This is a genomic window from Stenotrophomonas sp. PvP093 (genome assembly GCF_017876915.1).
GTDB lineage: Bacteria > Pseudomonadota > Gammaproteobacteria > Xanthomonadales > Xanthomonadaceae > Stenotrophomonas > Stenotrophomonas muris.
Window position 1 is genome coordinate 3,854,514 of sequence record NZ_JAGIOX010000004.1, and the last position, 19,446, is coordinate 3,873,959.

Genomic DNA, 19,446 nt, shown 5'->3' on the forward strand with positions numbered 1-19,446 from the left:
CTCCAGAAGGAGGAATGCTGTGTCGATGGGCTTTCAGTTGACTGCCAGCGGCGCGGCGGCGGAGGCCGCCGCGCCGGCATGGATCAGTTGTCTTCCAGTTCCATGTTGATGGCCAGCGAGCGGATTTCCTTCACGAGCACGTTGAAGGATTCCGGCATGCCCGCGACCATCTCGTGCTCACCGTCGACAATGTTCTTGTACATCTGGTTGCGGCCCTGCACGTCATCGGACTTCACCGTCAGCATTTCCTGCAGGGTGTAGGCCGCGCCGTAGGCTTCCAGCGCCCAGACTTCCATTTCACCGAAGCGCTGGCCGCCGAACTGCGCCTTGCCGCCCAGCGGCTGCTGGGTGACGAGCGAGTACGGACCGGTCGAACGCGCGTGCATCTTGTCGTCGACCAGGTGGTTCAGCTTCAGGTAGTGCATGTAGCCAACGGTGGTGTGGCGATCGAAGGCTTCACCGGTGCGGCCGTCGTACAGCTGGGTCTGGCCGCTGCTCGGCAGGTCGGCCAGTTCCAGCATGCGCTTGATTTCCGCTTCGGTGGCGCCGTCGAACACCGGGGTAGCCATCGGCACGCCGTCGGTCAGGTTGCGCGCCAGGCGCAGCAGTTCCTCGTCGCTGAACTGCGACAGGTCGACACGGTTGGCCACGTTGGTGTCGTCGTGGTTGTAGATGTCGTCCAGGAACTTGCGCAGGTCGGCGACCGCCGCCTGGGCTTCCATCATCGCCTGGATCTTGCGACCCAGACCCTTGGCGGCCCAGCCCAGGTGCACTTCCAGGATCTGGCCGATGTTCATGCGCGACGGCACGCCCAGCGGGTTCAGCACGATGTCCACGGTTTCGCCCGAGGCCATGTACGGCATGTCCTCGACCGGCACCACGTTGGAGACCACACCCTTGTTGCCGTGGCGGCCAGCCATCTTGTCGCCCGGCTGGATGCGGCGCTTCACGGCCAGGAACACCTTGACCATCTTCAGAACGCCCGGAGCGAGGTCGTCACCGGCGGTGATCTTGCCGCGCTTGTCGGCGAAGCGACGCTCGAACTCCTTCTCGTGCGCCTGGATCTGCTTCTGCGCGCGCTCGATGGCTTCCGAAGCGTCCTCGTCCTTCATGCGCAGGGCGAACCAGTCAGCCTTCTTCAGGCCGTCCAGGAAGGCGTCGGTGATCACGTCACCCTTCTTCAGGCCAGCGCCACCGTTGACCACCTTGCCCACGATCTGCGAACGCAGACGCATGTAGATGGCGGCTTCCAGGATGCGGAACTGGTCGTCGAAGTCCTTCTTGACGCGCTTGATTTCAGACTCTTCGATCTGGCGGGCGCGCTTGTCCTTCTCGATGCCGTCGCGGGTGAAGACCTGCACGTCGATGACGGTGCCGTCCATGCCCGGCGGAACGCGCAGCGAGCTGTCCTTCACGTCCGAAGCCTTCTCGCCGAAGATCGCGCGCAGCAGCTTCTCTTCCGGGGTCAGCTGGCTTTCGCCCTTCGGGGTGACCTTGCCGACCAGGATGTCGCCGGCACGGACTTCCGCGCCGATGTACACCACGCCGCTCTCGTCCAGGCGGTTCAGCGCCTGCTCGGAGACGTTCGGGATGTCGGCGGAGATTTCCTCCGGCCCCAGCTTGGTGTCACGCGCGACGCAGGTCAGCTCTTCGATGTGGATCGTGGTGTAACGATCCTCTTCCACCACGCGCTCGGAGAGCAGGATGGAGTCTTCGAAGTTGTAGCCGTTCCACGGCATGAACGCGATCAGCATGTTCTGGCCGAGGGCCAGTTCGCCGATGTCGGTGGACGGACCGTCGGCCAGCACGTCGCCGCGGGCGATGACGTCACCGACCTGGACCAGCGGACGCTGGTTGATGCAGGTGTTCTGGTTCGAACGGGTGTACTTGACCAGGTTGTAGATGTCCACGCCTGCGTCGGTGGCGCCAACGATCTCTTCCTCGTTGACCTTGACCACGATGCGGGCCGCGTCGATCTGCACGATCTCGCCGCCACGGCGGGCGTTCACGGTCACGCCCGAGTCGCGCGCCACGGCGCGCTCGATGCCGGTACCCACCAGCGGCTTCTGCGCACGCAGGGTCGGCACGGCCTGACGCTGCATGTTGGCGCCCATCAGTGCGCGGTTGGCGTCATCGTGCTCCAGGAACGGAACCAGCGCGGCCGCGATCGACACGGTCTGCATCGGCGAGACGTCCATGAAGTGGACTTCCGCCGGCGGCTTCAGCAGCGATTCGCCCTGGAAGCGGCACGGAACGAACTGCTCGGTCAGCACGCTGTCGGCATTGGTCAGGGCGTTGGCCTGCGCAATGACGTACTCGTTTTCTTCGATCGCCGACAGGAACTCGACTTCGTCATAGACCTTGCCGTCCACGACCTTGCGGTACGGGGTCTCGAGGAAACCGTACTGGTTGGTGCGGGCGTACACGGCCAGCGAGTTGATCAGGCCGATGTTCGGGCCTTCCGGGGTTTCGATGGTGCAGACGCGGCCGTAATGGGTCGGGTGCACGTCGCGCACTTCGAAGCCGGCGCGCTCACGGGTCAGACCGCCCGGGCCCAGGGCCGAGACGCGACGCTTGTGAGTCACTTCCGACAGCGGGTTGTTCTGGTCCATGAACTGCGACAGCTGCGAGGAGCCGAAGAACTCCTTGATGGCAGCGGCGACCGGCTTGGCGTTGATCAGTTCCTGCGGGGTCAGGCCTTCCGACTCGGCCATCGACAGGCGCTCCTTGACCGCGCGCTCGACGCGGACCAGGCCGACGCGGAACACGTTCTCGGCCATTTCACCGACCGAACGCACGCGACGGTTGCCCAGGTGATCGATGTCATCGACCACGCCGCGACCGTTGCGGATCTCGGTCAGGACCTTGATCACGTCCAGGATGTCGGAGCTGTCGCCGTGGGCGGCGACCAGGCGCTTGGACTCTTCGTCGTTGCGCTCACCGAAGTACTTGCTGTCGTACAGCACGGCTTCGCCGGTGGTTTCCTTGCGGCCCACGCGACGGTTGAACTTCATGCGGCCGACCGCGGACAGGTCGTAGCGCTCGAAGGTGAAGAACAGGTTGTGGAACAGGTTCTGCGCGGCATCCTTGGTCGGCGGCTCGCCCGGACGCATCATGCGGTAGATCTCGACCAGGGCTTCCAGCTGGGTCTTGGTCGGATCGATGCGCAGGGTGTTGGACAGGTACGGGCCACGATCCAGGTCGTTCACCCACAGGGTGCCGACCGCATCGACGCCGGCCTTGCGGAAGGCCTGCAGCTGCTCGTCGCTGATCTCGTCGTTGGCCTGGGCCAGCAGTTCGCCGGTCGAGGCATCGACCACGTCGTGCGACAGGATGCGGCCGACGATGTAGTCGTCCGGCACGGCCAGGGCGGCGATGCCCGAGGCTTCCAGCTGCTTGATGTGGCGCGCGGTGATGCGCTTGCCGGCTTCCACGATGACCTTGTCGCCGTCGGCGAGGTCGAAGCCCAGGGTTTCGCCACGCAGGCGCTCCGGCACCAGCTCCAGCTGGACGCCTTCATCCGGGTTGATGTGGAAGGTGTTGATCTCGAAGAACTCGGCCAGCATCTCTTCGTTGCTGTAGCCGAGCGCGCGCAGCAGGATCGACACCGGCAGCTTGCGGCGACGGTCGATACGGGTGAACAGCGCGTCCTTCGGGTCGAACTCGAAGTCCAGCCAGGAACCGCGGTAAGGAATGATGCGGGCGCTGTACAGCAGCTTGCCCGAGCTGTGGGTCTTGCCACGGTCGTGGTCGAAGAACACGCCCGGCGAGCGGTGCAGCTGCGAGACGATGACGCGCTCGGTGCCGTTGACGATGAAGGTGCCGTTCTCGGTCATCAGCGGGATTTCGCCCAGATAGACCTCCTGCTCCTTCACGTACTTGATGGCCTTGGTCGACGACTCACGGTCGTAGATCACCAGGCGCACGGTCACGCGCAGCGGGGCGCCGTAGCTCATGCCGCGCTGGCGGCACTCACGCTCGTCGAAGACCGGTTCGCCCAGCTTGTAGCCGACGTATTCCAGGGCAGCATTGCCGCTGTAGCTGGCGATCGGGAAGACCGACTTCAGCGCAGCGTGCAGGCCGTGGTCCGTGCGCTTGGCCGGATCGACGTTTTCCTGCAGGAATTCACGATAGGAATCCACCTGGATGGCGAGCAGGAACGGCACTTCGAGAATCGAGCGCTGCTTGCCGAAATCCTTGCGGATACGCTTTTTTTCGGTGAACGAATAGGACGTCATGAGGTCTTCCACCTTGTTGTGCGGATCGTGCGCCCACGATCCGAAGGGAACTTGAAATTGTCAGTTGGAAGTCGCTGGTATTGCCGGCACCAGCACGCCTTCTCCCGCTACTTCCAACTGCCAACTCGTCTGCTACCACTCCCCCGCTGCCGCGCCGTGCGCTGGCCTGCCGGGGTTTGACTGCAGCCCGTGTTGGGCTTTTTCCTGCTTTTGAAACAGTCGACTAACAGTCGACCCTACCGGTACCGCAACAACGACCAAAGGCCGGGGGCTTACGCCCCCAGCCTTGGCTGCATCGCCGTGAATCGGTGACGATGCAAGGTAACTGCTTACTTGACTTCGACAGTCGCGCCAGCAGCTTCCAGGTCCTTCTTCATCTTCTCGGCGTCTTCCTTCGAAGCGCCTTCCTTCAGGACGCCACCGGCTTCGGCCAGGTCCTTCGCTTCCTTCAGGCCCAGGCCGGTGATGGCGCGGACGGCCTTGATGACCTCGACCTTCTTCTCGCCGGCGGTCTTCAGGGTGACGGTGAACTCGGTCTGCTCTTCAACAGCAGCGGCCGGGCCAGCGGCAGCAGCCACGGCAACCGGAGCAGCGGCGGAGACGCCGAACTTCTCTTCGATGGCCTTGACCAGCTCCATCACTTCCATCAGGGACTTCTCGGCGATGGCGTCGACGATCTGTTCGTTGGTAAGGGACATGATTAATACCTTTGGATGATTTTCTGGGTTGAGGTTCCGTCAGGAACCACGGTAAGTCGAAACTCAGGCGGTCTCGGCGGCCGGCTCGGCAGCGTCGGCGGCGACATCGCCACCCCCCTGCTTCTCGCCAACGGCCTTGATGGCGCGGGCAAACATCGTGACCGGCTCGGTCAGGACGCGGGCCAGCATGGCCAGGGCCTGGTCGCGGGTCGGCAGCGAGGCCAGCACTTCGACGTGGCTTGCCGGGAACACTTCGCCACCGATGGCGACGACCTTAGCCTTCAGCTTGTCGTTGCCCTTGGCGGCTTCCTTGATCAGGCGACCGGCAGCGCCGGGCTCCTCGAGCGAGAACGCGTACAGCAGCGGACCAACCATCTGGTCCTGTGCGACTGCGAACTCGGTGCCTTCAACGGCGCGCGAAGCCAGGGTGTTCTTGACAACCTTCAAGAAAACACCGGTTTCACGAGCCTGCTTGCGCATCGCGGTCATCTGGGCGACCGTGGTGCCAGCGTATTCGGCTGCGATCAAGGAGTGGGCCTTGGCGGCGACGTCTGCCAGCTCGGCGACTACTTCTTGCTTCTGGGACAGATTGAGAGCCATTGCACTCCTCCTATTGAACTCCGCTTACGGCTCCTGCCGTGTGCGGTCCTGTGCGGCATCCGTCCTGGACGCCGGGAACATCGGGATGATGTTCCGGGGGTGGGCCGTTCTAGACCTGGAGTGGGCCAACCTGGGAAACCCAGACGTGCGTGAACCAGAAAAACTCCAGAAGGGCACCATCTACGCAGGGTGATTCCGGGGAATCGATTAAGCGCTCATGACTGCTCCGGCGGCGACTCCTTGCCAGATCGAGCTTCCGTGCCCGTCGCCGGTATTGCCACGACCGCGCCTGCGGTCTTTGACGGCTACCGCAGGCGATGCACTGCCAGCGATGCCTTCAAATGTCACGGTCACGGCACCGAAGGTACCGTGACCGCTTGAAACAATTACTTCAGGGTCAGCGACGACTGGTCGACGGTGACGCCCGGGCCCATCGTCGAGCTGACCGAAACCTTCTGCAGGTAGGTGCCCTTCGAGGTGGCCGGCTTGGCCTTGATCAGGTCCAGCAGCAGCGCGGTCAGGTTCGACTTCAGCGCGTCTTCGGCGAAGTCGGCCTTGCCGATGGTGCAGTGGATGATGCCGGCCTTGTCGGTGCGGTAACGGACCTGACCCGACTTGGCGTTCTTCACGGCTTCACCCGGGTTCGGGGAAACGGTGCCGACCTTCGGGTTCGGCATCAGGCCGCGCGGGCCCAGCACGGTGCCCAGCTTACCGACGACACGCATGGCGTCCGGGGTCGCGATGACGACGTCATAGTTCAGATCACCGGCCTGCATCTTCTCGGCCAGATCGTCCATACCGACGGCTTCGGCGCCAGCGGCCAGGGCTTCGTCAGCCTTGGCACCGGCCGGAGCGAACACGGCGACGCGGACCGACTTGCCGGTACCGGCCGGCAGCACGGTGGAGCCACGGACCTGCTGGTCGGACTTCTTCGCATCGACGCCCAGGCGCACGGCAACGTCGATCGACTCGACGAACTTGGCCTTGGTGGCGGTCTTCAGGATGTTGATCGCGTCCTCGAAGGCGTACGCCTTGCCCGGAACGACGGCGGCCTTGATGGCCTTCTCACGCTTGGTCTGTGCCATCTTATTAACCCTCCACCACGAGGCCCATGGAACGGGCAGAGCCAGCGATGGTACGCACGGCGGCGTCCAGGTCGGCGGCAGTCAGATCCGGTTCCTTCGCCTTGGCGATCTCTTCCAGCTGCTTACGGGTGACCTTGCCGACCTTCTCGGTGTTCGGGCGCTTGGAGCCCGACGAGATGCCAGCGGCCTTCTTCAGCAGGGTGGTAGCCGGGGTGCTCTTGGTGATGAAGGTGAACGTACGGTCCGAGTAGGCCGTAATGATCACCGGAACCGGCAGACCCGGCTCGAGCTTCTGCGTGGCAGCGTTGAACGCCTTGCAGAATTCCATGATGTTCAGACCACGCTGACCCAGCGCAGGACCGACCGGCGGCGAGGGGTTGGCCTGACCGGCCTTCACCTGCAGCTTGATGTAACCGACAACTTTCTTTGCCATGTGAGTGCTCTCCGGGTGCTAGCGCCTTTCGACAACAGGCTCCCCATCGGACCGGGAATCACGCGTCCCGGCATCGCGTTTTGAAATCATGCTGAAGGCCACCTAGCGGCGGCCTCGTTCTGCTGGCTTTCCCAGCAGGGAGCCGCGCACTATAACAGGTTTTTTCTTCACATGCCTGAAGCGGCAGGTAAACGAACGAAACCGGGCCAGGCCCGGTTTCTGGTCCGACGCCGAGCCATGCTCGACGCCACAGGCAGGTCAGACGGCCTTTTCGACCTGGCCGAACTCGAGCTCGACCGGGGTCGCACGACCGAAGATCAGCACCGAGACGCGCAGACGGCTCTTCTCGTAGTTGACTTCTTCGACGACGCCATTGAAATCATTGAACGGACCGTCGGTGACGCGGACCATCTGGCCCGGCTCGAACAGCACCTTGGGACGCGGCTTCTCGACACCTTCCTGAACGCGGTTCAGGATGGCCTCGGCCTCGGAATCGGCGATCGGCAGCGGGCGATCAGCGGTACCGCCGATGAAGCCCATCACGCGCGGGGTTTCCTTGACCAGATGCCAGCTTTCGTTGTCGATGCGCGGAATGCCGGCTTCTTCGTGGGTCTCGATCTGGACCAGCACATAGCCCGGGAAGAACTTGCGCTCGGAGCGGCGCTTCTGGCCAGCGCGCATCTCGACCACTTCTTCGGTCGGAACCAGAACGTCGCCGAAGCGCTCTTCCATGCCATCACGGACGATGCGATCGCGCAGGGCCTGCGCCACCGACTTCTCGAAGCCCGAATAGGCGTGAACGACGTACCAACGCTTCATGCAATTCTCCTTAGCGGCTCAGGAACCACTGAGTCAGTTTCTGGATCAGGAAGTCGAAGCCACCCAGCAGCAGGCTGAGGATGAGCACCACGACGATCACGACCCAGGTCATGCGGATGGCTTCCTGGCGCGTCGGCCAGACCACCTTGCGCAGTTCGAAGCGCGACTCGGAGAGGAATTCGCGGGTGTCGCGCCCCTTGCCGGTCAGCATGAACACGCCGATACCGCCAACCAGACCGACCACGACCGCCAACGCACGCACCTGACCCGCCCACGCACCCAGCTGGGCGGCGCGACCGGAGTCGGCGGAGAACCAGAACCAGACGAACAGACCGGCCAGCACCAGCAACGATGCGGCGACGTACTTGACGATATCCCCGCCATGGGCGGAGTTGTCCTTGGAGTGTTCGATCTTGCTATTCATCCGGCTGTGTCTGCTTTAGCGGCGCAGGCCGCTGGGTAAGGTGGGCAGATGGCACGCCAGGAGGGACTCGAACCCCCAACCTGCGGTTTTGGAGACCGCTGCTCTGCCAATTGAGCTACTGGCGTACGTTGAAAACTTGCCTTCCCTTAGACGGCGAAGGCGGACCGAGGTTCCCGGCCCGCCATTCGCGTAACCGGCGGCGCTATGCAACCACCGGTACTGCAGGCTTACTCGATGATCTTCGAGACCACGCCGGCGCCGACGGTACGGCCGCCTTCGCGGATGGCGAAGCGCAGGCCTTCATCCATTGCCACCGGGTTGATCAGGGTGACGACCATCTTGACGTTGTCACCCGGCATCACCATTTCGACGCCTTCCGGCAGAGCAGCTGCGCCGGTGATGTCGGTGGTGCGGAAGTAGAACTGCGGACGGTAGCCGTTGAAGAACGGGGTGTGGCGGCCGCCTTCGTCCTTCGACAGGACGTACACTTCGCCTTCGAACTTGGTGTGCGGCTTGATCGTGCCCGGCTTGGCCAGCACCTGGCCACGCTCGACGTCGTCACGCTTGGTGCCGCGCAGCAGCAGGCCAGCGTTGTCGCCTGCCTGACCCTGGTCCAGCAGCTTGCGGAACATTTCAACGCCGGTCACGGTGGTCTTCTGCACCGGACGGATGCCGACGATTTCGATTTCGTCGCCAACCTTGATCACGCCGCGCTCGATACGACCGGTCACCACGGTGCCGCGCCCCGAGATCGAGAACACGTCTTCCACCGGCATCAGGAACGGCTTGTCGATCGCACGCTCCGGCTCCGGAATCCAGCTGTCCAGCGCGTCGACCAGCTTCAGGATGGCCGGCACGCCGATGTCGCTCTGGTCGCCTTCCAGCGCCAGGCGGGCCGAACCGGCGATGATCGGGGTGTCGTCGCCCGGGAACTCGTACTTGCTCAGCAGTTCGCGCACTTCCATCTCGACCAGCTCGAGCAGCTCGGCGTCGTCGACCATGTCGGCCTTGTTCAGGAACACGACGATGTACGGCACGCCGACCTGGCGCGACAGCAGGATGTGCTCACGAGTCTGCGGCATCGGGCCGTCAGCGGCCGAGCACACCAGGATCGCGCCGTCCATCTGGGCGGCACCGGTGATCATGTTCTTGACGTAGTCAGCGTGGCCCGGGCAGTCAACGTGGGCGTAGTGACGGATCGGGGATTCGTATTCGACGTGCGCGGTCGAGATCGTGATACCACGAGCCTTTTCTTCCGGCGCGGCGTCGATCGAGGAGTAGTCCTTGAACTCGCCACCGAAGCGCTCGGCACCGATCTTGGTCAGTGCGGCGGTCAGCGTGGTCTTGCCGTGGTCGACGTGACCGATGGTGCCGACATTGACGTGCGGCTTGGTGCGCTCGAACTTACCCTTGGCCATGGCTGCTTATCTCGAATTCGTCTGAGAGGTGATGCTTAAGATGGTGCTCACGAAAGGAATCGAACCTTCGACCTCTTCCTTACCAAGGAAGTGCTCTACCGACTGAGCTACGTGAGCCGAGTTTTGCATTATGACATGAACTCGATAAGATTCAAAGTTCATTCAATGGAGCGGGAGACGGGAATCGAACCCGCACCATCAGCTTGGAAGGCTGAGGTTCTACCATTGAACTACTCCCGCGCCGGGAATGTCACAACGTGAAACTGGTGGAGGGAGGTGGATTCGAACCACCGAAGGCGTAAGCCAGCAGATTTACAGTCTGCCCCCGTTGGCCGCTTGGGTATCCCTCCTTACCACCCCATTCCGTTGCCGCCGAAGCGTTGCGGTGTGTGGTGGTGAGCCGCTTATTCTGCTGATGGGACGGGGGGCTGTCAACGCTTTTTTCCATCTTTTTCACACGTTGTCGCAAACCCATTGATACGCAAGGTTATTGACCGGGGACCGGCAGGGTCTCGCTGGCGAAAATTGCGACATGGGGGACTCCGTCGGCGCCGATCCAGCCCCGATACATGCCCTGGGTGTTGAACGGCGTGGCCATTCTGCCGTCCGCGGCAAGCACGATCGCACCACCGTCGCCGCCCATCTGCGGAATCGTCTCGTTGATCACGCCCTTGCCGGCCTGCTCCGGGCTCTGCCCCTGGTAGCGCATGCGCGCACAGATCTCGTGCGCGGCCGCAGTGCGGATGTAGTACTCGCCCCAGCCGGTGCCCGACACCGCACAGCGCGCATCGGCCCAGGTGCCGGCGCCGATGATCGGCGAGTCACCCACCCGGCCATAGCGCTTGTTGGTCATGCCGCCCGTGGAGGTGCCGGCGGCCAGCTGCCCCTGCGCATCCAGCGCGACCGCACCGACGGTACCGAAGTGCTTTGCGGTCTCCAGGTCGGCATGGGCCTGGCCATTGGCCTCTTCCTTAAGCGCGCGCTGCAGCTGCTGCCAACGCTTCTCCGTGCGGAAGTAGGAGGGATCAACCAGAGCAATGCCCTGCTCCACCGCGAAGGCTTCGGCACCCTGCCCTACCATCATCACGTGCCTGGACTTCTGCATCACGGTCTGCGCCAGCAGGATCGGGTTACGCACCCGCTGCACGCCGGCCACCGCACCTGCTGCCTGGGTGGCACCGTCCATCACCGCCGCATCCAGCTCGTTGTGGCCGTCATGGGTGAACACTGCGCCCTTGCCAGCGTTGAAGGTCGGGTCGTCCTCCAGCACGGTGATTGCCGCAGTGACCGCTGCAAGCGCCGGACGACCGGCCGCCAGTTCGGCATGGCCTTTCAGCAGTGCGGCGCGCAACGCATCGCGCGCAGCCTTCTCTTCGGCCGGCGACAGGTCCTTGCGTTCGACGCCGGCGCCGCCATGGATGACCAGCAATGGCGACGCAGCCGGGGCGGCCTGGGCGATCAATGGCAAGGACAGCAGCGCGGACAGCGCCAGGCGCAGTTTCATCAGGTACGTCTCCAGCAGGACAAGGGAATGGATTGCAGGGTAGCGCCGGCCGCTGGCCGCAAGGGGCGCATCAGCTCAGGGAAAGTGAGTTGCCGGCCAGCGGCCGGCGCTACCGAAGCGTGAACTCGATCTCGCCGTCGCTGATGTCGGCCACGGCCTGGTAGTCGGCCTCGGCCTGGAAATCGTCCAGGCGCATGCGGCTGCCACTGGCGACCACGGTCACCGGAACGGCATGGAAGCGCAATGGTTCGCCCTCGACCAGGCGATCGGCATCACGACCGGGGCTGACCACCCAGACCTTGCCCTCGCCATCAGCGCTGTAGACCTGGGCCTGGCCATCGGGCTCCACGCACAGGGCGGTGTCCTCATCAACGCCGATGCCGACGATGTCAGGGTCGCCGCTGTCCTGCGCGGCGCGTGCCACGAACACGATGAGGCGGCCAAGGCGGTCACGCTTGTCGAAATGGGTGTCGGTGACCACGCGCTGCAGGTAGGGCATCTGCAGGAAGCCACTGTCCATGGTGACTGCGCTGCCCATCGGATCGGCCAGCGCACCGGCCGAGCTGATGCTGCCGCCATCCATGGCGCCATAGGCATAGCCGCCGAGGATGGCCAGGCCAGCGCTGGTACCGGCAATCGGCTTGCCGGCGCGTACATGGGCGTTGAGCGCGCGGTTGAGTGCGGTGCCCTTCCAGAAGCGGATGTAGCGCGACTGGTCGCCGCCGGCAATGAAGATGGCATCGGCCGCAGCGACCACGCGCAGCACGGCTGGATCATCGGCACCGCGGCGGCTGTCGAAGACCAGCGTCTGTACCGCGGTGGTGCCGCCGATCTCGCGGTACAGGCGGTCCTGCAGTTCATCGCCACCGGAGGCACGCAGGATCAGTACACGGCCATTGCCGGCCTGCTTCAACCACCACTGGAAGGCATCCGGCACCCACTCGCCACCGCCCATCAGCATCATCGCGGATGCACGCGGCCCGGGACGTGGGGCCTCAAGGTCGCCGACCTCGTAATAGGAAAAGCCCGGGCCCTGCAGATCCTGCGCGGGCGCGGCCGACGGCCAGGCCAGCATGAGCAGCGCCAGCCAGGCAACAGGGGTACGCAGGGTCCGGTGAACGCGTCGCATCTTGATCTCCCTGAACAAAATCGACTTGCAAGCGTTTTCACTCTTTGCCAGATGGGGACCCAGTAGTCAAGGACATAAAAAAGGCGTTAAATGCGCGCGCCCATTCCGGAAATCTGAATGGGGGACAGGCCCCTCCTCTGCGGGCCGGCTTCATTTCCGAGAATTCCTCATGCGTAGAAAGGCGATGGCGTGGTCGATCCAGCTAGCGTTGATGGGTGTGGCTGCTTCCGCGGCCGCCCAGGCTCCGGCGTCCTCTCCGGTACAACAACTGGACGCGGTGCAGGTCACCGGTTCGCGCATTCCGCGCGCCCAGGTGGAAGGCCCCGCCCCGATCACGGTGATCAACGCCGAACAGATCCGCTCCAGTGGCTTCACCAGCGTGCCGGACGTGCTGCGTGCGATGACCCAGAACGGCGGTGAGACGCAGAGCCAGCAGTCTTCCAGCGGCGCCGACTTCTCGCCGGGTGCCCAGCAGGTGGACCTGCGCGGCCTGGGCCCGAACCACACGCTGGTGCTGGTCAATGGCCGCCGTATCGCCGACTTCCCGATGCCGTTCAAGGGCCGCAGCAACTTCACCGATGTCTCCAACATTCCGCTGGGGATGATCGAGCGCATTGAAGTACTGACCGGCAGCGCCTCGGCCATCTATGGATCGGACGCGATCGCCGGCGTGGTCAACTTCATCCTGAAGAAGAAGGCCGACGGCACCACGATCGACATGCGCATGGGCACCACCACTGAAGGCGGTGGCGAGTCGTTCGACATGAGCATCGCCAGCGGTTTCAGCCGTGGCAACTTCAACGCGGTATACAGCGTCGAACTGCAGTCGCAGACGCCGCTGTGGGCCTATGAGCGCGACATCCAGGACTCGACCCAGGACGGCCCCACCGAGGGTTCGCGCATCGCGCGCCGTGCGTACCTGCGCACCGACTACAACGATGACTATCTGGACCCCGGCGCCGCCACCTGCGAAGCGCTGTCCGGCCAGAACCAGGGCAGCACCTACCGCGCCTACCGCCCGAAGTACGGCTACTACTGTGGCAGCGACAGCTCGATCGGCTACGGCACCATCCTCAGCAAGCGCCGCGGTGCCAACGGCTACGCGTCGTTGAGCCATGACTTCGACAATGGCCAGCAGTGGTTCGCCGACGTGCAGCTGGGCTACCACACGATGTCGCTGATGCGCGACGTCACCAAGTGGGGCCGCATGGACGCCAACGGCGATGAGTCGGGCTACTTCAACAACGAAGCCACCGGCGAGATCGAGTTCTGGCAGCGCCAGTTCTCGCCCGAGGAAATGGGTGGCCTGCGCAATGCCATGGTGCGCAGCACGCAGAAGACCTTCAGCGTGACCACCGGCTTCAAGGGCAACCTGGCCGGCAACTGGGACTACGAAGCGGCATTGAGCCATTCGCAGTACCAGTCGCGGATCAGTTGGGCGCAGATCATCGCCGCCAAGGCCAATGACCTGTTCCTCGGCCCGCAGCTGGGCGTGGATGACGACGGTTTCCCGATCTACAACGCCGACCCGTCACGCCTGTACCGGCCGCTGACCCGCGCCGAGTACGATTCGATCGCCGCGCGTACCACCTACACGCCGAAGTCGCGCACGGAGACGGCGGCATTCACTCTGACCAATTCCGCGCTGTTCGGCCTGCCCGGCGGTGACGCCGGTTTCGCCGCGATCGTGGAAGTGGGCCAGCAGGCGTACTCGCTCAATCCTGATCCGCTGGCGACCCAGTACTACTATTACAGCTGGAAGGATTCGGACGGCCAAGGTTCGCGCAACCGCTGGGCTACGGCGGCCGAGCTGCGCATGCCGCTGCACGAAACGGTCAACCTGAGCGTGGCCGGCCGCTACGACCAGTACCGCTATTCCGGCCACACCATCGGCAAGGCGACCTGGAGCGGTGGCCTGGAATGGCGCCCGATCGACACGCTGCTGGTGCGCGGTTCGTATGGCACCGCGTTCCGTGCGCCGGACCTGCACTATGTATTCGCCGGCCCGGGCAACGATGAGACCACCGCCGAAGACCTGTACAGCTGCCGCGCCGACGGCGCCACCGACTGCGCCGACTACGAGCGCAACCTGATCCGCAGCCGCACCGGCAACCGCCAGCTCGACCCGGAAACCAGCACCTCGTGGAGTGCCGGCTTCGTCTGGTCGCCGGCCGTCGGCCTGGACCTGTCGGTGGACTGGTTCGACATCGACATGCGCGACCAGGTGCAGGACATGGACGTGCGCACGATCCTGGCCAACGAAGCGAACTGCCGCCTGGGCAGCGCCGACATCACCTCGCCGACCTGCGTGGATGCACTCGCCCGCATCACCCGCAGCAACGACGGGCGCCTGTATGGCGTGCGCGTGGCGCCGATCAACGTCGCCCGCGAATCCACCTCCGGCATCGACGTCGGCCTGCGCTACCGCCTGCAGACGGGCATCGGCGACTTCATCTTCAACGGCACCCACACCTGGGTGAAGAAGCATGACTTCCAGCGCTACCCGGGCGACCGCACCGAAGACCAGTTCGCAGTGAACAGCGGCTTCGACATCCCACGCACCAAGACCAGCCTGAGCGTGACCTGGGAAAAGGATGCGTGGTCGGCAACGGTGTACGGTTCGCGCCTGGGCAAGCTGCCGACCTCGGACAGCTACGACCAGGTGTTCGACTGGGACAGCGGCGACAGCCCGTACGTGAAGGCGACCTATCGCTACAACGCCTCGCTGCAGTACCGCTTCGACGACCACTCGCGCCTGTCGCTGTCGGTGGTCAATGTGTTCAACAAGATGCCGCCGAAGGACCGTACCTACACTGCATACCCGTACTACGACGTGTCCTGGTTCGACAGCGTGGGGCGCACGATCAACCTGCAGTACACCCACAAGTTCGGTGGCAGCGCGCTGTAAGCGCCCGGCCAGCGCAGATACAGGAGACCCCCGCTTCGGCGGGGGTTCTTTTTTTCCGCCGCCTGAACGGTACCCGCGCGCAGGCTCCGGCCCGACCGGCCAGCCGGGGATTTTAGGAAACAGCTGATTCCGCGCCGCGCGCGCCGCTCCCTAGCATCGTTGCATGTTCCGCTTCCCCCGCCCTTCGCTGCAGCAGGCCGTGCCATCGACCACCGCGTCGGTGCTGCTGCGCTGCCTGACCGTGTGCGTCTTCGTCTGCCTGGCCGCCGCGGCCGGCTTCTACCTGCTCACGGCATTCACCGAGGACATCTCGACCCATCGCCGCGAGATGAATGCAGCGGCCTACAGGGCCCAGATCTATTTCGACCAGCGCGAAGCCCTGCTGCGCTATCTGGGCGATTCGGTGGTGAGGGGCAACCCGGATGCACCTGCGGCGGACAGCGAAGGCATGCGCCAGGTGCCGCTGGATGGTGCTGGCGGCCAACCGGGCCAGCGGCTGCTGTTGTCAGCGCGCGCCGAACACACGCTGCAGGCACTGCAGACGCATCTGCTGCTGGTCGATGCGCACGGCACGCACTGGCTGGCCGGCGGCGAGGTCGACGTGGACCTGGCGCACCTGCCATCGCTGCGTGCGCTGCAGGCACGCAGCGGCAGCCTGGAGGCGGCCGACCCGGTGCACTGGCTGCGCCCGGGTGACAGTGGCGTTGCATTGGCGCAGCCGGTACAGGCCGGCCCGCATCCGACGCAGTGGCTGGTGCTGCTGCTCGATGGCGCGGCGGCGGCGAGCATGATCGACGGCCAGGGCATCGGCGGCTATGCGCTGCTCGACCGTGCGGGGCAGCCGGCATTGTCCAGCCAGACCCCGCGTCTGGATGGTGCGGGCTGGAAGACCCTGCGGGAACGCCAGGACGACAGCTTCGGCACGCTGTGGAGTGGCGGGCTTCCGCGCGGTGTAGCGCTGGTGAAAAGTGTCGGCAACGACGGCTGGCGGTTGGTCTACCACCTGCCGTCGCAACTCCTGCTGGGTGACCTGGCGGTGCCGCTGCTGGTCTGCGCGCTGTTGCTGCTGCTGGCCGGCGTCGCGCTGCGCCTGCTGCGGCATCGCGTGGACCTCCAGCTGATCCAGCCGGCCCTGCAGCAACAGCGCAGGCTGCTGGAGAACCTGGATTTCAGTTCGACGGTGATCGACATGGCGCCGGTCGGCATCTGCGTCCTGCGCCGCAGCGACCGCGCGCTGCTGCTCTCCAACCAGCTGCTACGCGACTGGCTTGGCGAAGAAGGCGAACACAGCGACTGGCAGGCGCCATGGCGCGGCCATGCCGGCGAGCGCGGGCGTGGACTGGAATTCACCACCCGCGATGGTCGTCAGCTGCAGGTGCTGCACGCGGCCTGCCGCTACCAGGGCGACGACGTGCTGCTGTGCGTGTTCCATGACATTTCCCGGCACCGCCAGGCACAGGCCGCGCTGTCGTCGGCACGCCAGGCCGCCGATGCGGCCAACCAGGCCAAGAGCGCGTTCCTGGCCACCATGAGCCATGAAATCCGTACTCCGCTCTACGGCGTGCTGGGCACGCTGGAGCTGCTCGGGCACACCTCGCTGGACGCCCGGCAGTCGCAGTACCTGCGCACCATCGAGAGTTCCTCATCGGTCCTGCTGCAGTTGATCAGCGATGTGCTGGATGTTTCCAAGATCGAATCCGGGCAGCTCAGCCTGGAGCCGGCGCCGTTCTCGCCGCGCGAGCTGACCGAGAGCGTGCTGCGCAGTTTCGCTGCCTCGGCCACCTGCAAGGGCCTGCAGATCCTGGTCTGCACCGACCCGCGCCTGCCCACGCGCGTGCTGGGTGATGCCGACCGCATCCGCCAGGTGCTGGGCAACCTGCTCAGCAACGCGATCAAGTTCACCGAGCATGGCCGGGTGGTACTGCGCGTGCGCCAGGTACAGCGCGAAGGTGAATCGAGCGTGCTCGCCTGGCAGGTCACCGATACCGGCGTGGGCATCGCCGCGGAGGAACAGGCGCGGTTGTTCGAACCGTTCCGCCAGGTCCGCGGCGCGGCCAGTGCACAGGGCACCGGGCTGGGCCTGTCCATCAGCGACCGCCTGGTGCGCCTGATGAGCGGCGAGCTGCAGGTGGTGAGCGAGCCCGGCCTGGGCAGCAGCTTCAGCGTGCGCCTGCCCTTGCCGGTGCTGGCCGCCGCCGAGGATGGCCCGACCCTGCTGCCGGAGCCGCCGATCCTGGTGCGCGGCCGTGATCGCGAACTGGTCGACAGTGCCTGCGGCTGGCTGCGTCGCTGGGGTGCCAACGCACAGCCCCTGCAGGGCGACCCTGCACTGCTGGACCATGACGGCGCGATCCTGATGGACGGCGAGGCCGGGATGCCGCTGGCCTGGGCAGGCCCTCGCGTGGTGGCATCGATCGACGGCGGCGACCAGCCCACCGTTGCCGCCGATGGCAGCCTGGTGGTGACCCTGCATGGGATGACCGCGATCGGCAATGCACTGGCCAACGTGCAGCAGCAACGTGCGGCGCTGCCGGAAACATCGCGCGCGGCAACGCCGATGCCGCTGGGCCTGCACGTGCTGGCCGTCGAAGACAACCCGATCAACCGGGTGATCCTGGCCGAGCAGCTGCGCACCCTCGGCTGCGACGTGGAGCTGGCACAGGACGGCGTGGAAGCCCTGCAGCGATGCCGAGAGCAGTCTTTCGACCTGGTGGTGACCGACATCAACATGCCGCGCATGGACGGCCACGCGTTGGCCCGTCAGCTGCGCGAGGACGGCAACCCGGTGCCGGTGATCGGCGCCACCGCCAATGCCACTGCCGAGGAGCGCGAGCGCTGCCTGGCCAGTGGCATGCAGGGCTACCTGAGCAAACCCATCGACATCGCACGCCTGCGCAAGGCGCTCACCTCACTGCGCCAAGGAGACCCCGCATGACCCAGCGTGTCCTGATCCTGGAAGACCAGCCCTTCCAGCGTGGTTTCCTGGCCAATCTGTTCGGCAGCCACGCAGGCGTGCAGGTCGACGCCTGCGAAGACGTGGATGCGGCCATCGCGCTGTGTGCGTGCCAGCCCTACGATCTGGTGGTCAGCGACCTGCTGATGCCCGGGCAGGACGGCATCCAGTTCATCCAGGCGCTGGCGGCACAGCCGCGCCCGCCACGCCTCGCGGTGGTCAGCGCGGCCCCGCGGCGGATGATGACCTCGGCACGGCTGATGGCCGAATCGCTGGGGCTGGATGTGGTCGGCCTGCTGCCCAAGCCGGTGGCGGCCGCCGACGTGGACGCCCTGTTCGAGGCCTTGGCGCAGGCGCGTCCGGCCGCCGGCGAGGCCCCCACGCGCGCGGCGGCTGCGCCCGAACCGGATGCATCGCAGCTGCGCCAGGCCATGGCCGATGGCAGCCTGACGGCCTGGTTCCAACCGAAGAAGTCACTGCAGTCAGGACGCGTGGTGGCGGCCGAAGCACTGGTGCGCTGGCGACATCCGCAGCTGGGCACGCTGGCCGCTGGCAGCTTCCTGCCGGCAATCTGCCGCTACGGGCTGGAGGGCGATCTTCTGCGGATGATGCTCAAGGCCAGCATCAGCGCGCAGGCACGCTGGCGCAAGCAAGGGTTCCGGGTACCGGTATCGATCAACCTGCCCCCTCACCTGCTGGAGCAGTCGGACCTGCCCGACGAACTGCTGGCACTGACCCTGGCCAACGGCGGTACGCCCGGTGAATTGTGCTTCGAACTGATGGAAAACAGCACCACGCGGCACGTCAGCGACTTCTATGCCGGCGCCTGCCGCCTGCGCATGAAGGGCTTCGGCCTGGCCCAGGACGATTTCGGGCAGGGCCTGAGCTCGGTCCACAACCTGGTCAATACCCCTTTCACCGAGGTCAAGATCGACCGCGCGCTGGTCAGCGGATGCGCGCGCGACCCGGCCTTGCACCTGACCCTGTCGACGGTGATCGCGCTGGCCAACCAGCTGGGCCTGACCATCGTGGCAGAGGGCGTGGAAAGCGATGCCGACCTGGCTGCCCTGCGCCAGCTGGGGTGCAGCCAGGTGCAGGGCTTCCTGATCTCGCAGGCGCTGCCGTCCGACGAGTTCACCCGCCTGCTGGACGAAGAAGCGCCGCAGTTGGACGAGTCGCCGCGAGCCGCCCTGCGCTGACACGGATTCCACGTACGCTTCACGAAATCATCAAGTGG

General features: G+C 65.1%; 13 protein-coding genes and 4 tRNA genes. 3 read left to right on the forward strand and 14 right to left on the reverse strand.

The window, feature by feature from the left end; all coding sequences use genetic code 11:
- Positions 1-83 precede the first annotated feature (83 nt).
- The 14 genes from rpoB to J3A72_RS20785 form a co-directional block, all read right to left on the reverse strand.
- Entirely contained in the window at positions 84-4,238 is a 4,155-nt protein-coding gene (rpoB, locus tag J3A72_RS20720) for a DNA-directed RNA polymerase subunit beta (RefSeq protein ID WP_053495945.1), read from the reverse strand.
- A 329-nt stretch (positions 4,239-4,567) separates the two neighbouring features.
- Positions 4,568-4,936 (reverse strand): 50S ribosomal protein L7/L12, encoded by a 369-nt coding sequence (rplL, locus tag J3A72_RS20725; RefSeq protein ID WP_014646047.1) that lies wholly within the window; start codon positions 4,934-4,936, stop codon positions 4,568-4,570.
- 63 nt (positions 4,937-4,999) lie between these two features.
- Entirely contained in the window at positions 5,000-5,536 is a 537-nt protein-coding gene (gene rplJ / locus J3A72_RS20730) for a 50S ribosomal protein L10 (protein ID WP_010480377.1), read from the reverse strand.
- Positions 5,537-5,922: 386 nt separating this feature from the next.
- Complete coding sequence (rplA, locus tag J3A72_RS20735; protein WP_014646045.1) at positions 5,923-6,621, reverse strand: 50S ribosomal protein L1; 699 nt, start codon at positions 6,619-6,621, stop codon at positions 5,923-5,925.
- 4 nt (positions 6,622-6,625) lie between these two features.
- Positions 6,626-7,054, reverse strand: coding sequence for a 50S ribosomal protein L11 (rplK, locus tag J3A72_RS20740; protein WP_004145248.1), 429 nt, complete (start codon positions 7,052-7,054; stop codon positions 6,626-6,628).
- Positions 7,055-7,312: 258 nt separating this feature from the next.
- Positions 7,313-7,873, reverse strand: a complete 561-nt coding sequence (gene nusG / locus J3A72_RS20745; protein WP_004154362.1) for a transcription termination/antitermination protein NusG — start codon at positions 7,871-7,873, stop codon at positions 7,313-7,315.
- Between the two features lie 10 nt (positions 7,874-7,883).
- A complete protein-coding gene (gene secE / locus J3A72_RS20750; RefSeq protein ID WP_075075624.1) occupies positions 7,884-8,297 on the reverse strand; it encodes a preprotein translocase subunit SecE in 414 nt (137 codons plus the stop codon).
- 49 nt (positions 8,298-8,346) lie between these two features.
- Positions 8,347-8,422 (reverse strand) — tRNA-Trp (locus J3A72_RS20755).
- 102 nt (positions 8,423-8,524) lie between these two features.
- A complete protein-coding gene (gene tuf / locus J3A72_RS20760; RefSeq protein ID WP_014036096.1) occupies positions 8,525-9,715 on the reverse strand; it encodes an elongation factor Tu in 1,191 nt (396 codons plus the stop codon).
- A gap of 41 nt (positions 9,716-9,756) precedes the next feature.
- A tRNA-Thr gene (locus tag J3A72_RS20765) sits at positions 9,757-9,832 on the reverse strand.
- Between the two features lie 49 nt (positions 9,833-9,881).
- A tRNA-Gly gene (locus J3A72_RS20770) sits at positions 9,882-9,955 on the reverse strand.
- A gap of 24 nt (positions 9,956-9,979) precedes the next feature.
- Positions 9,980-10,065: transfer RNA gene (locus tag J3A72_RS20775), tRNA-Tyr, on the reverse strand.
- Positions 10,066-10,202: 137 nt separating this feature from the next.
- The gene (locus tag J3A72_RS20780; protein WP_014646043.1) at positions 10,203-11,219 is read right to left on the reverse strand and encodes an isoaspartyl peptidase/L-asparaginase; all 1,017 of its coding nucleotides are present in this window, start codon (positions 11,217-11,219) and stop codon (positions 10,203-10,205) included.
- 109 nt (positions 11,220-11,328) lie between these two features.
- Positions 11,329-12,348 carry a cyanophycinase gene (locus J3A72_RS20785; RefSeq protein ID WP_049440212.1) on the reverse strand — a complete coding sequence of 340 codons (1,020 nt, stop codon included), beginning with the start codon at positions 12,346-12,348 and terminating at the stop codon, positions 11,329-11,331.
- 169 nt (positions 12,349-12,517) lie between these two features.
- Between J3A72_RS20785 and J3A72_RS20790 the strand changes: the two genes are divergently transcribed.
- From J3A72_RS20790 to J3A72_RS20800, 3 genes are all read left to right on the forward strand, one after another.
- Positions 12,518-15,256, forward strand: coding sequence for a TonB-dependent receptor (locus J3A72_RS20790; RefSeq protein ID WP_075077080.1), 2,739 nt, complete (start codon positions 12,518-12,520; stop codon positions 15,254-15,256).
- A gap of 163 nt (positions 15,257-15,419) precedes the next feature.
- Positions 15,420-18,191 (forward strand): response regulator, encoded by a 2,772-nt coding sequence (locus J3A72_RS20795; protein ID WP_049406781.1) that lies wholly within the window; start codon positions 15,420-15,422, stop codon positions 18,189-18,191.
- The gene (locus tag J3A72_RS20800; RefSeq protein ID WP_032956914.1) at positions 18,188-19,408 is read left to right on the forward strand and encodes an EAL domain-containing response regulator; all 1,221 of its coding nucleotides are present in this window, start codon (positions 18,188-18,190) and stop codon (positions 19,406-19,408) included. The genes J3A72_RS20795 and J3A72_RS20800 overlap by 4 nt, the downstream gene beginning before the upstream one ends.
- Positions 19,409-19,446: the final 38 nt, after the last annotated feature.